This window comes from Streptomyces sp. NPDC101194, assembly GCF_044767885.1.
Classification (GTDB): Bacteria; Actinomycetota; Actinomycetes; order Streptomycetales; family Streptomycetaceae; genus Streptomyces.
Genome location: NZ_JBIWOS010000007.1, coordinates 406,902 through 418,885 on the forward strand (window position 1 = coordinate 406,902; position 11,984 = coordinate 418,885).

The following is an 11,984-nucleotide window of genomic DNA, read 5'->3' on the forward strand; positions in this document are numbered from 1 at the left end:
CCCTCTTCGTGAGGACACCGAGGACACCCCGATGTACACATTCTTCTTCCAGCTGGTCTTCAAGCGGATGGACGCGGAGCGGGCGCACCACCTGGCCTTCCGCTGGATCCGTCTCGCCGCCCGCATCCCCGTACTGCGCACCTTCGTCGCCGCGGCGCTCGCCCCCCGTCACGAGGAACTGCGCACCGAGGCCTTCGGCCTGCGGATGCACGGCCCCTTCGGCCTCGCCGCCGGCTTCGACAAGAACGCCGTGGCGATCGACGGCATGGCGATGCTCGGCTTCGACCACGTCGAGATCGGCACGGTCACCGGCGAGCCGCAGCCCGGCAACCCCAAGAAGCGCCTCTTCCGCCTTCTCGCGGACCGCGCGCTGATCAACCGCATGGGCTTCAACAACGAGGGTTCGGCCGCGGTGGCCGAGCGCCTGGGCGCCCGCAGGCCGGTCTTCAGGACCACGGTCGGCGTCAACATCGGCAAGACCAAGGTCGTGCCGGAGGCCGAAGCGGCCGACGACTACGTGAAGTCCACCGAGCGCCTCGCCGCCCACGCCGACTACCTCGTCGTGAACGTCTCCTCGCCCAACACGCCCGGTCTGCGCAATCTCCAGGCCACCGAGGCGCTCCGGCCACTGCTCGGCGCGGTGCGCGAGGCGGCCGACCGGACCGTCACCGGCCGACGGGTCCCCCTGCTCGTCAAGATCGCTCCGGACCTGGCGGACGAGGACGTCGACGCGGTCGCCGATCTCGCGGTCGAACTGGGCCTGGACGGCATCATCGCCACCAACACCACCATCGCCAGGGACGGACTCGGCCTGAAGTCCTCCCCTTCGCTGCTCGCGGAGGCCGGCGGGCTGTCCGGTGCGCCGCTCAAGGCCCGGTCCCTGGAGGTCCTGAGCCGTCTGTACGCGCGGGTGGGCGACCGGATCACCCTGGTGGGGGTCGGAGGCATCGAGAACGCCGAGGACGCCTGGCAGCGCATCCTCGCCGGGGCCACCCTCGTCCAGGGCTACAGCGCCTTCATCTACGAGGGACCGTTCTACGCCAGGGCGATCCACAAGGGCCTGGCCGCGCGCCTGGCCGCCTCCCCGTACGCCACCCTCGCCGAAGCCGTCGGCGCAGAAACCAGGAAGGCCACCGCATGATCCCGGAACCGTTCGGCGCACGCCTGCGCCGCGCCATGGACACCCGCGGGCCGCTCTGCGTCGGCATCGACCCGCACGCCTCGCTGCTCACCGCCTGGGGCCTGAACGACGACGTGACGGGGCTGGAGCGCTTCACGCGCACGGTCGTCGAGGCACTGGCGGACCGGGTCGCCGTGCTCAAGCCGCAGTCCGCGTTCTTCGAGCGGTTCGGCTCGCGCGGCATCGCGGTTCTGGAGAAGGCCGTCGAGGAGGCGCGGGCGGCCGGGGCACTCGTTCTGATGGACGCCAAGCGCGGTGACATCGGCTCCACCATGGGGGCCTATGCGGCGACCTATCTCGACCAGGACTCGCCGCTGTTCTCGGACGCGGTCACCGTCTCGCCGTACCTGGGCTTCGGCTCCCTGCGCCCGGCGCTCGACGCGGCGGTGCTGTCCGGCGCGGGGGTCTTCGTGCTGGCCCTCACCTCCAACCCGGAGGGCGCGGAGGTGCAGCGTGCCACCGCCGCCGACGGCCGGCCGCTGGCCCAGCTGATGCTCGACCACATGGCCGCCGAGAACGAGGGGGCGACTCCGCTCGGCTCCGTAGGCGCGGTGGTCGGGGCCACGCTCGGGGACGCGGGTGTGAATCTCGCCATCAACGGTCCGCTGCTCGCCCCCGGGATCGGTGCGCAGGGCGCGACGCCCGCGGATCTGCCCGGCGTCTTCGGCGACGCGGTGGGCAACGTGCTGCCCAGTGTGAGCCGCGGCGTACTGAGCCGGGGGCCGGAGGCGGCGGGGTTGCGCGCGGCCGCCGATCGCCTCACGGACGAGGTCCGGACGGCCGTCGCGGGCGGATGACCGGGCCACGTCCACAGCGTGTTGACCGAATCCTGACCAAAAAACTCGGTTGTTATGCCTGAAATGTCCTGGTCGGCCAAGGCTGACCAGGACTTTTCGTTGGTTCTCGCTGACTCGGGCGGCCTTGGCCGCTAGTCTCCGTCGAGAGCCGACGTACACGAGTTGTCCGTCGCTCACCTGGTGTGGAGCGTCCAGCTTCCTCACCGGTCCGTATCCGACAGATCGACATCCGAGGTGACGTAGGCGTGGCTCTTCCGCCCCTTACCCCTGAACAGCGCGCAGCCGCGCTCGAAAAGGCCGCCGCGGCTCGCCGGGAGCGGGCCGAGGTCAAGAATCGACTCAAGCACTCCGGCGCCTCCCTCCACGAGGTCATCAAGCAGGGCCAGGAGAACGACGTCATCGGAAAGATGAAGGTCTCCGCCCTCCTGGAGTCCCTGCCCGGCGTGGGCAAGGTCCGCGCCAAGCAGATCATGGAGCGGCTCGGCATCTCCGAGAGCCGCCGGGTGCGGGGTCTGGGCTCCAACCAGATCGCATCCCTGGAGCGTGAGTTCGGCAGCAAGGCGGCCTGACGTTCCCGGGCACGCCCGAGAACCTGGATAATCGCCCCATGGCTGCAACATCCCGGGGGACGTCCCCCGTACCCCCGGACGTACGTCCGCGGCTGACCGTGCTCTCCGGCCCCTCGGGGGTCGGCAAGAGCACGGTCGTCGCCCATATGCGCAAGGCCCACCCCGAGGTATGGCTCTCGGTGTCGGCGACGACCCGCAAGCCGCGCCCCGGCGAGCGCAACGGTGTCCACTACTTCTTCGTGGACAACGACGAGTTCGACAAGCTGATCGCCAACGGCGAACTGCTGGAGTGGGCCGAGTTCGCCGGCAACCGGTACGGCACGCCGCGCCGCGCGGTGCTCGACCGCCTGGAGGCGGGCGAGCCGGTGCTGCTGGAGATCGATCTCCAGGGCGCGCGGCTGGTCCGGCAGTCGATGTCGGACGCCCGGCTCGTCTTCCTGGCCCCGCCGAGCTGGGAGGAACTGGTGCGTCGGCTCACCGGCCGGGGCACCGAGTCCGCCGAGGTGATCGAGCGGCGGCTCGCCGCCGCCCGGATCGAACTGGCCGCCGAGTCCGAGTTCGATACGACACTGGTCAACACCTCCGTCGAGGACGTGGCGCGTGAGCTGCTAGCCTTGATGCTGGATTCGTCCGGCCACCGTGCGGGCAGCGACTGACGCAGCCGGCACGGGCGGTATCACGGAGTTCCGCACTGTCAAAGGTTTCTTTGATCTTTACCCCCTTCGGAAGGCAGAGAGTGTCCTCTTCCATCACCACGCCCGAGGGCATCATCAACCCGCCGATTGATGAGCTCCTCGAGGCCACCGACTCGAAGTACAGCCTCGTGATCTACGCCGCCAAGCGCGCGCGCCAGATCAACGCGTACTACTCGCAGCTCGGCGAAGGTCTCCTGGAGTACGTCGGTCCGCTCGTCGACACCCACGTGCACGAGAAGCCGCTCTCGATCGCGCTCCGCGAGATCAACGCGGGCCTGCTCACCTCCGAGGCCATCGAGGGCCCCGCGCAGTAAGCAGGAGCACCACCTTCACCACGGGCCCGGCGGCCACGACCGCCGGGCCCGTGGTGTGTCCGGGGCGACGGCACCGGCCCGTGGGCGGTGAGGCAGCATGGGGGTGTTCGTATCCGAGTGCGGGGAGACGCAGTGGACAAGCCGAAGGTCGTTCTTGGGGTCAGCGGGGGCATCGCCGCGTACAAGGCGTGCGAACTGCTGCGCCGACTGACCGAGTCCGGTCACGACGTGAGGGTCGTCCCGACCGAATCGGCACTGCACTTCGTGGGGGAGGCCACCTGGTCGGCGCTCTCCGGCCACCCGGTCGCCACAGAGGTCTGGAACGACGTCCACGAGGTGCCGCACGTCAGGACCGGTCAGGGCGCCGACCTGGTCGTCGTCGCCCCCGCCACCGCCGACATGCTCGCCAAGGCCGCCCACGGTCTCGCCGACGACCTGCTCACCAACACGCTCCTCACCGCTCGCTGTCCGGTCGTCTTCGCACCCGCCATGCACACCGAGATGTGGGACCACCCGGCCACCCGGGAGAACGTGGCCACGCTGCGCCGCCGCGGCGCCGTCGTCATCGAACCCGCCGTCGGCCGGCTCACGGGTGTCGACACCGGCAAGGGCAGGCTCCCCGACCCCGGGGAGATCTTCGAGATCTGCCGCCGGGTGCTGACGCGCGGACCCGCCGAACCCGATCTGGCGGGCCGACACGTCGTGATCAGCGCGGGCGGTACGCGGGAGCCCCTCGACCCGGTGCGCTACCTCGGCAACCGTTCCTCCGGCAAGCAGGGCTACGCACTGGCCCGCACGGCGGTCGCCCGCGGTGCCCGGGTCACACTGATCGAGGCCAACACCGGCCTGCCCGATCCGGCCGGTGCCGACGTCCGGCACGCCGGGACCGCCGTGCAGCTGCGCGAGGCCGTGCTGAAGGCCGCCGCGGACGCCGACGTGGTCGTGATGGCGGCGGCGGTCGCCGACTTCCGTCCCGCCGAGTACGCGACCGGGAAGATCAAGAAGAAGGACGGCCAGGAGCCCGCGCCCATCACGCTCGTCCGGAACCCCGACATCCTCGCCGAGGTCGCGGGTGAACGCGCCCGGCCGGACCAGATCGTCGTCGGTTTCGCCGCCGAGACCGACAACGTCCTCGCCAACGGCCGTGAGAAGCTCCGCCGCAAGGGCTGCGACCTCCTCGTCGTCAACGAGGTCGGTGAGCGCAGGACCTTCGGCTCCGAGGAGAACGAAGCGGTGGTGCTCGCGGCCGACGGAGGTGAGACCCCGGTGCCGTACGGCCCCAAGGAGGCGCTGGCCGACACGGTCTGGGATCTCGTGTCGTCGCGGTGGGAGTGAATTTCTCGTTTCGCGCCTTCGAACGGGCCGAAACCCTTGAAATATGGGGGTAAATGGCTTTCTCGGCAGGCGATTTCCGTACAGTCGCCGACCGTGCCACAGGTCACAGAACTCCCAAAGGGCGAGACATGCTGTCCGCTGAACGAAAGCGACAGATAAACTGGTCCCGGACCGTGTCGGGCGCAGCTCCCGGCGGTCCGCCAAATGATCAGCCAGCAGCCGCTGCAACCCCAGGGAGCGATGTGTCCCGCCGTCTCTTCACCTCGGAGTCCGTCACCGAGGGTCACCCCGACAAGATCGCTGACCAGATCAGCGACACCATTCTCGACGCGCTCCTGCGTGAGGACCCCCGGTCCCGCGTCGCGGTCGAGACCTTGATCACCACCGGTCTGGTGCACGTTGCGGGTGAGGTCACGACCAAGGCCTACGCCGACATTCCGACCCTCGTGCGCAACAAGGTTCTCGAAATCGGCTACGACTCCTCCAAGAAGGGCTTCGACGGCGCCTCCTGCGGTGTCTCGGTGTCCATCGGCGCGCAGTCGCCCGACATCGCGCAGGGCGTCGACACCGCGTACGAGAAGCGGGTCGAGGGTTCCGCCGCGGGCGAGGAAGACGACGAGCTCGACAAGCAGGGCGCCGGTGACCAGGGCCTGATGTTCGGGTACGCCTGCGACGAGACGCCCGAGCTCATGCCGCTTCCGATCTACCTCGCGCACCGGCTCTCGCGCCGGCTCTCCGAGGTCCGCAAGAACGGGACCATCCCGTACCTGCGCCCGGACGGCAAGACGCAGGTCACCATCGAGTACGACGGCGACAAGGCCGTCCGTCTCGACACGGTCGTCGTCTCCTCGCAGCACGCGAGCGACATCGATCTCGACTCGCTGCTCGCGCCCGACATCCGAGAGTTCGTCGTCGAGCACGTGCTCGCGCAGCTCCTCGAGGACGGCATCAAGCTCGACACCGAGGGCTACCGGCTGCTGGTCAACCCGACCGGCCGTTTCGAGATCGGCGGCCCGATGGGCGACGCCGGCCTGACCGGCCGCAAGATCATCATCGACACGTACGGCGGCATGGCCCGTCACGGCGGTGGCGCCTTCTCGGGCAAGGACCCGTCCAAGGTCGACCGCTCCGCCGCGTACGCCATGCGCTGGGTCGCCAAGAACGTCGTCGCCGCGGGTCTGGCCGCCCGTTGCGAGGTGCAGGTCGCGTACGCGATCGGCAAGGCCGAGCCCGTCGGTCTGTTCGTCGAGACGTTCGGCACCGCCGCGATCGAGACCGAGAAGATCGAGCACGCCATCGGCGAGGTCTTCGACCTCCGTCCGGCCGCGATCATCCGCGACCTCGACCTGCTCCGTCCGATCTACGCCCAGACCGCGGCGTACGGCCACTTCGGGCGCGAGCTGCCCGACTTCACGTGGGAGCGCACGGACCGCGTGGACGCGCTGCGCACGGCGGCCGGGCTGTAAGTCCGCCGCACCCCGTCCCACACCGGGGCCCGGACGCCGCACAGGGTGTCCGGGCCCCGGTGCGTGCGGCCGCCCACGGGTACTGACACCGCGGCCGATGTCAGTGGTGTCTGGTAGGAATTTGGCTGTGAGCAGCGAGAACGAGCGATCCGAGGACCCCGGGCGCGGGGCCCCGGAGCAGCTTGAGCTGATTCGGGAGACGGTACGGCGGGCGAAGGTGCCGCGGGCCAAGCCGCGGACCTGGCGCGGCGCCGCGCTCGCCAAGGAGCTGCCCGTCGCCCGGGTGCTGGTCAACAAGGGCGCGCTCCATCTCGACCAGTACTTCGACTACGCCGTGCCCGAGGAGCTGGACGCCGACGCACAGCCGGGAGTGCGGGTGAGGGTGCGATTCGGGGCCGGGGCGCGCCATGTCCGCGGCGGCCGGCGCGAGGGGGGCGGACTGATCGACGGGTTCCTCGTCGAGCGGCTCGCCGAATCGGACTACACGGGAGCCCTCGCCGCGCTCGCGTACGTTGTTTCTCCGGAACCGGTGCTGGGACCGGAGCTGCTCACCCTCGCACGGGCCGTTGCCGACCGCTACGCGGGCAGCCTCGCCGACGTGCTGCAGCTGGCTGTGCCGCCGAGGAACGGACGAGCCGAGTCCAAGCCCTCGCCCGCCCCCCTGCCACCGCCGCCCGCGCCGTCGGCGGGGAGCTGGGAGCGGTACGCGCAGGGGCCGGCGTTCCTGCGCGCGCTGGCCGGCGGCGGTGCGCCCCGGGCCGTATGGACCGCGCTGCCCGGACCGCACTGGCCCGAGGAGATCGCCAGGGCCATGGCCGCGACGCTCGCCTCCGGGCGCGGCGCGCTGGTCGTCGTGCCGGACGGCCGGACGGCCGGGCGGGTGGATGCCGCGCTCACCGGACTGCTCGGCAAGGGACATCACGCACTGCTGACCGCCGACTCCGGACCGGAGAAGCGGTACCGGGAGTGGCTCGCCGTGCGGCGAGGCTCCGTGCGGGCCGTCGTCGGGACGAGGGCCGCGATGTTCGCGCCCGTCACCGATCTCGGCCTGGTAGCCGTCTGGGACGACGGGGACTCCAGCCACAGCGACGACCGCGCCCCCTTCCCGCACGTCCGCGAAGTGCTCGAACTACGGGCGGCGCACGGCCGGTGCGCATTCCTGCTCGGCGGTACGAGCTGCACCGTGGAGGCGGCCCAGCTGGTGGAGAGCGGCTGGGCGCTGCCGCTGCGCGCGGACCGGGAGCAACTGCGGATCGCGGCGCCGCTGGTGAGGACGGTCGGCGACGGGGAGCTGGCACGGGACGGGGCGGCGCGGGCGGCCCGGCTGCCCAGCCTGGCCTGGCAGACGGTACGGGACGGGCTGCGCAGCGGTCCCGTCCTGATCCAGGTGCCGCGTCGCGGATACGCGCCGCGGCTGGCCTGTGAGCGCTGCCGGGAACCCGCTCGGTGCCGGCACTGCGCCGGACCGCTGGAGGCACCCGACCAGCGGGATCTCGACTGCGCCTGGTGCGGGCGGCCCGAGACCGCCTGGCACTGTGCCGCCTGTGGGTCCGGTCGGCTGCGGGCCCGGATCGTCGGCGCCCGCCGGACCGCCGAGGAGCTGGGCCGCGCGTTCCCCGCCGTGCCGGTCCGGACGTCGGGCCGGGACCACATCCTGGACTCGGTGCCGGAGGCGCCGGCGCTGGTGGTGAGCACGCCGGGCGCCGAACCGGTCGCCGAGGGCGGCTACGCGGCGGCGCTGCTGCTGGACGGCTGGGCGATGGTCGGGCTTCCCGACCTGAGGGCGGGCGAGGAGGCGCTGCGCCGCTGGACGGCAGCGGCCTCGCTGGTACGGGGCCGGCCGGAGGGCGGCACGGTGGTGATCGTCGCCGAGCCGACGTTGCGGCCCGTGCAGGCCCTGGTGCGCTGGGACCCGGTCGGGCACGCCCGCCGCGAGCTGGCGGAGCGCGCCGAACTCGGCTTCCCGCCGGTGTCCCGGATGGCCGCGGTGACGGGCTCGCCGGACACGCTCGCCGCGTTTCTCACGACCGCCGAGCTGCCGCCGGAGACCGAGGTGCTCGGCCCGGTACCGGTGCCCGGAGCCGAACCCGGCAGACCCCGCCGGTCCGGCGACGCGCCGCCGGGGGAGTCCTGGGAGCGGGCGCTGCTCAGAGTGCCTCCGGGGAACGGCGCGGCGCTCGCGGCCGCGTTGAAGGCGGCGCAGGCGGCACGGCTGTCCCGGGGCGGTGGCGAACAGGTCCGGATCAGGGTGGATCCGCCGGAGATCGGGTGACGCCGAGGTGCTGCCGGGCCGGGATCGGCCGCCGGGGCCGGGCGTGGAGACGCGGCTGCCCCGCCGTGCGTCGGGCGCGGCGGGGCAGGAGTGGGACGGTCAGCCGTTGCGTGGGCCGGGGAAGACCCCGGGGCGCAGGTCCTCGCGCAGTGACGGACGATCCGCCGACGGCTGCGGGGGCATGGTGCGAGCGGCGGGCACGACGGGCAGCCCTGATGCGTGGGTGGGGCCGGGCGCTGCGGGCAGGGGACGCGGCACCGCGGTCTCCGCGACGGCCTCGGCCGCCCCCGGCTGACGGGCGTTGCGGCGTGCGCCGTAGCGGCGGTGCACCGCCTGCTTGGTGACTCCGAGCGCGGAGCCCACCGCGTCCCAGGAGAAGCCCAGCGAGCGGTCGAAATCCACCGCCGCGGTGACCAGGGTCTCTACGCTGTCGCGCAGCTCCTGCGCCAGCCTGACAGTGGGGGCCGGGGCCCTGCCGTAGACGACGAAGCCCGTGGACGGGCCGGAGCGGCGCGGACGGTAGACGTTGCCCAGTTGGGCGGTGAGCGTGCGCAGCGCGTCCACCTGCCGCCGGACCCGCTCGATGTCCCGCACCAACAGGTGCAGGCTGGCCCGCGCTTGAGCGTCGTGGGTTGCGTGGTCGGCCATGAAGAAGCCTCTCGAACCGGCGTTGAAAGGGATCGGGCCGCTCCGTGGCGGCTCGCTTCGGTCAATTTCTCTTGACCAACGCGGCAGCCTCGGATCTGGTCACGCTGGAGGGGCGCGTGCGGATGTCCAAGGGGCGCGCAGTGATGCGTACGCCCCCCGGTCGTCCGGCCCATAGACTTGTGCGTTGCTCGTCACCGTACGTTTCGGCCTGAGAGGCAGTCAGCCACCCATGAAGCTCGTCTTCGCAGGCACCCCCGAGGTAGCCGTACCCGCCCTGGACGCACTGATCGCCTCCGACCGGCACGAGGTGGCCGCCGTCGTCACCCGGCCCGACGCCCCCGCCGGGCGAGGCCGCCGACTGGTCGCCAGCCCCGTGGCCGAGCGCGCGGAGGAGGCCGGGATCGAGGTGCTCAAGCCCGCCCGGCCGCGCGACGAGGACTTCCTGGCGCGGCTCAGGGAGATCGCCCCGGACTGCTGTCCCGTCGTCGCCTACGGGGCACTGCTGCCCAAGTCCACGCTCGACGTGCCCGCCCACGGCTGGGTCAACCTCCACTTCTCCCTGCTCCCCGCCTGGCGCGGCGCGGCCCCCGTGCAGCACTCGATCATGGCCGGGGACGAGGTGACCGGTGCGTCGACCTTCCTGATCGAGGAGGGGCTCGACTCCGGCCCGGTGTACGGCGTCCTCACCGAAGAGGTACGGCCCACCGACACCAGCGGTGATCTGCTCACCCGGCTGGCGTTCGCCGGTGCCGGGCTGCTCGTCGCGACCATGGACGGCATCGAGGACGGCACGCTGCACGCCGTGCCGCAGCCCGCCGAGGGAGTCACCCTCGCGCCGAAGATCACCGTCGAGGACGCTCAGGTGCAGTGGGCCACCCCCGCCCTCCGGGTCGACCGGGTGGTGCGCGGCTGCACGCCCGCTCCCGGCGCGTGGACGTTGTTCCGGGGGGAACGGCTCAAGCTGATCCAGGCGGTGCCCGTGCTGGACCGCGCGGATCTGGCGCCCGGAGAGCTGTCCGCCGCCAAGAACAACGTGTACGTGGGCACCGGGTCGCACGCCGTCGAGCTGCTCTGGGTCCAGCCGCAGGGCAAGAAGCCGATGCGGGCCGCCGACTGGGCCCGGGGGGTGCGGATCGTCCACGGCGAGCTGCTGGGCAGCTAGTGCCGTGGCCGGGGGAGTCGGGGGACGGGGCGGCGACGTAGGCTGGGAGGGTTCGCCCTCTCATCGTCAGCGGAGCACTTTTCACGTGAACGACCAGCAGCGTCGCCGTCCCGCCAAGCCGCATCGCCGCCCCAAGAAGGACCCCGTCCGGTTCCTCGCCTTCGAAGCGCTCAGGGCCGTCGACGAACGTGACGCGTACGCCAACCTCGTGCTGCCCCCGCTCCTGAAGAAGGCCCGCGCCAAGGGCGACTTCGACAACCGGGACGCGGCGCTGGCGACCGAGCTGGTCTACGGGACGCTGCGTCGGCAGGGGACGTACGACGCGATCGTCGCGGCCTGCATCGACCGGCCGCTGCGCGAGGTCGACCCGCCGGTCCTCGATGTGCTCAACATGGGGGTGCACCAGCTGCTGGGTACCCGTATCCCCACCCATGCCGCGGTCTCCGCCAGTGTGGAACTGGCCCGCGTGGTGCTCGGCGAAGGCCGGGCCAAGTTCGTCAACGCCGTCCTGCGCAAGGTCTCCGCGGACGACTTCGACGGCTGGGTCGCGCGCGTCGCCCCGGCGTACGACGAGGACGCCGAGGACCACCTCGCCGTCGTGCACTCGCATCCGCGGTGGGTCGTGTCCGCGCTCTGGGACGCGCTGGGCGGCGGCCGTGCCGGGATCGAGGACCTTCTCGAAGCGGACAACGAAAGGCCGGAGGTCACCCTGGTGGCCCGCCCCGGCCGTGCCGGCACCGACGAGCTGCTCGGCGCTCTCGGCGACGGGAACGGCCTGCCGGGCCGCTGGTCCCCCTACGCGGTACGGATGGCGGAGGGCGGCGAGCCCGGTGCCCTGACGGCCGTGCGGGAGGGCCGCGCCGGGGTCCAGGACGAAGGCAGCCAGCTGGTGGCCACCGCCCTCGCCGCCGCGCCGGTGGAGGGCAGCGACACCCGATGGCTCGACGGGTGTGCGGGGCCCGGGGGGAAGGCAGCCCTCCTCGCCGCGCTCGCCGCCGAACGCGGCGCCGCCCTGCTCGCCGCCGAGAAGCAGCCGCACCGGGCCCGTCTCGTCGAGCGCGCGCTGGCCGGCAACCCCGGCCCGTACCAGGTGATCACCGCCGACGGCACCCGCCCGCCGTGGCAGCCGGGCACCTTCGACCGCGTCCTGATGGACGTGCCGTGTTCGGGCCTCGGCGCGCTGCGCCGTCGGCCCGAGGCGCGGTGGCGCCGGCGCCCGGAGGATCTGGAGGGCTTCGCCCCGTTGCAGCGCGGCCTGCTGCGCGAGGCGATGAAGGCGGTACGGGTCGGCGGCGTCGTCGGTTATGCGACCTGTTCGCCGCATCTCGCGGAGACCCGGGTCGTCGTCGAGGACGTGCTCAAGGGGCGCGGCGGGCAGCCGGTCGAGGCGGAGTGGATCGACGCCCGCCCGCTGATGCCGGGAGTCCCCGCGCTCGGCGACGGTCCCGATGTCCAGCTCTGGCCGCACCTGCACGGAACGGACGCGATGTACCTGGCCCTGCTGCGGCGCACCGCCTGATCGGACAGGGGACGGGGCGGGGGCCGG

Annotated in this window: 11 protein-coding genes; 10 read left to right on the top strand and 1 reads right to left on the bottom strand. The window is 72.2% G+C overall.

All coding sequences use genetic code 11. The annotated features are described in order from the left end of the window. The first annotated feature begins 31 nt into the window (after positions 1-31). From ACIRP2_RS26575 to ACIRP2_RS26610, 8 genes are all read left to right on the top strand, one after another. Positions 32-1,141, top strand: coding sequence for a quinone-dependent dihydroorotate dehydrogenase (locus ACIRP2_RS26575; protein WP_404254367.1), 1,110 nt, complete (start codon positions 32-34; stop codon positions 1,139-1,141). Then, entirely contained in the window at positions 1,138-1,977 is an 840-nt protein-coding gene (gene pyrF, locus ACIRP2_RS26580; RefSeq protein ID WP_404254369.1) for an orotidine-5'-phosphate decarboxylase, read from the top strand. Before ACIRP2_RS26575 ends, pyrF begins: the two co-directional genes overlap by 4 nt. 245 nt (positions 1,978-2,222) lie before the next feature. Continuing rightward, positions 2,223-2,546 carry an integration host factor gene (locus ACIRP2_RS26585; protein WP_099197641.1) on the top strand — a complete coding sequence of 108 codons (324 nt, stop codon included), beginning with the start codon at positions 2,223-2,225 and terminating at the stop codon, positions 2,544-2,546. 38 nt (positions 2,547-2,584) lie between these two features. Beyond that, positions 2,585-3,202: a guanylate kinase gene (gmk, locus tag ACIRP2_RS26590; RefSeq protein WP_391740140.1), complete on the top strand. Its 618-nt coding sequence runs from the start codon at positions 2,585-2,587 to the stop codon at positions 3,200-3,202. An 80-nt stretch (positions 3,203-3,282) separates the two neighbouring features. Then, complete coding sequence (gene rpoZ, locus ACIRP2_RS26595) at positions 3,283-3,555, top strand: DNA-directed RNA polymerase subunit omega (RefSeq protein WP_003970369.1); 273 nt, start codon at positions 3,283-3,285, stop codon at positions 3,553-3,555. A gap of 132 nt (positions 3,556-3,687) precedes the next feature. Next, positions 3,688-4,890, top strand: a complete 1,203-nt coding sequence (gene coaBC / locus ACIRP2_RS26600) for a bifunctional phosphopantothenoylcysteine decarboxylase/phosphopantothenate--cysteine ligase CoaBC (RefSeq protein WP_404254372.1) — start codon at positions 3,688-3,690, stop codon at positions 4,888-4,890. Between the two features lie 242 nt (positions 4,891-5,132). Next, a complete protein-coding gene (gene metK / locus ACIRP2_RS26605) occupies positions 5,133-6,356 on the top strand; it encodes a methionine adenosyltransferase (RefSeq protein WP_404254374.1) in 1,224 nt (407 codons plus the stop codon). Positions 6,357-6,483: 127 nt separating this feature from the next. After that, positions 6,484-8,628, top strand: coding sequence for a primosomal protein N' (locus tag ACIRP2_RS26610; protein ID WP_404254376.1), 2,145 nt, complete (start codon positions 6,484-6,486; stop codon positions 8,626-8,628). 99 nt (positions 8,629-8,727) lie between these two features. Here the strand turns inward: ACIRP2_RS26610 and ACIRP2_RS26615 are convergent, their stop codons facing one another. Next, complete coding sequence (locus tag ACIRP2_RS26615) at positions 8,728-9,276, bottom strand: hypothetical protein (protein WP_404254378.1); 549 nt, start codon at positions 9,274-9,276, stop codon at positions 8,728-8,730. A 229-nt stretch (positions 9,277-9,505) separates the two neighbouring features. On the opposite strand from ACIRP2_RS26615, the gene fmt reads away from it, so the two are divergent. Beyond that, a complete protein-coding gene (gene fmt, locus ACIRP2_RS26620) occupies positions 9,506-10,438 on the top strand; it encodes a methionyl-tRNA formyltransferase (RefSeq protein WP_404254460.1) in 933 nt (310 codons plus the stop codon). A gap of 85 nt (positions 10,439-10,523) precedes the next feature. Next, on the top strand, positions 10,524-11,957 hold the full coding sequence (locus tag ACIRP2_RS26625; protein ID WP_404254380.1) for an RsmB/NOP family class I SAM-dependent RNA methyltransferase: 1,434 nt from the start codon (positions 10,524-10,526) through the stop codon (positions 11,955-11,957). The last annotated feature ends 27 nt before the right edge of the window (positions 11,958-11,984 follow it).

Excerpts from the sequence above, each read along its gene's own strand:
- ACIRP2_RS26575 (WP_404254367.1), top strand. The coding sequence starts at position 32 with ATGTACACATTCTTCTTCCAGCTGGTCTTCAAGCGGATGGACGCGGAG.
- fmt (WP_404254460.1), top strand. The coding sequence starts at position 9,506 with ATGAAGCTCGTCTTCGCAGGCACCCCCGAGGTAGCCGTACCCGCCCTG.
- pyrF (WP_404254369.1), top strand. The coding sequence starts at position 1,138 with ATGATCCCGGAACCGTTCGGCGCACGCCTGCGCCGCGCCATGGACACC.
- ACIRP2_RS26615 (WP_404254378.1), bottom strand. The coding sequence starts at position 9,276 with ATGGCCGACCACGCAACCCACGACGCTCAAGCGCGGGCCAGCCTGCAC.
- gmk (WP_391740140.1), top strand. The coding sequence starts at position 2,585 with ATGGCTGCAACATCCCGGGGGACGTCCCCCGTACCCCCGGACGTACGT.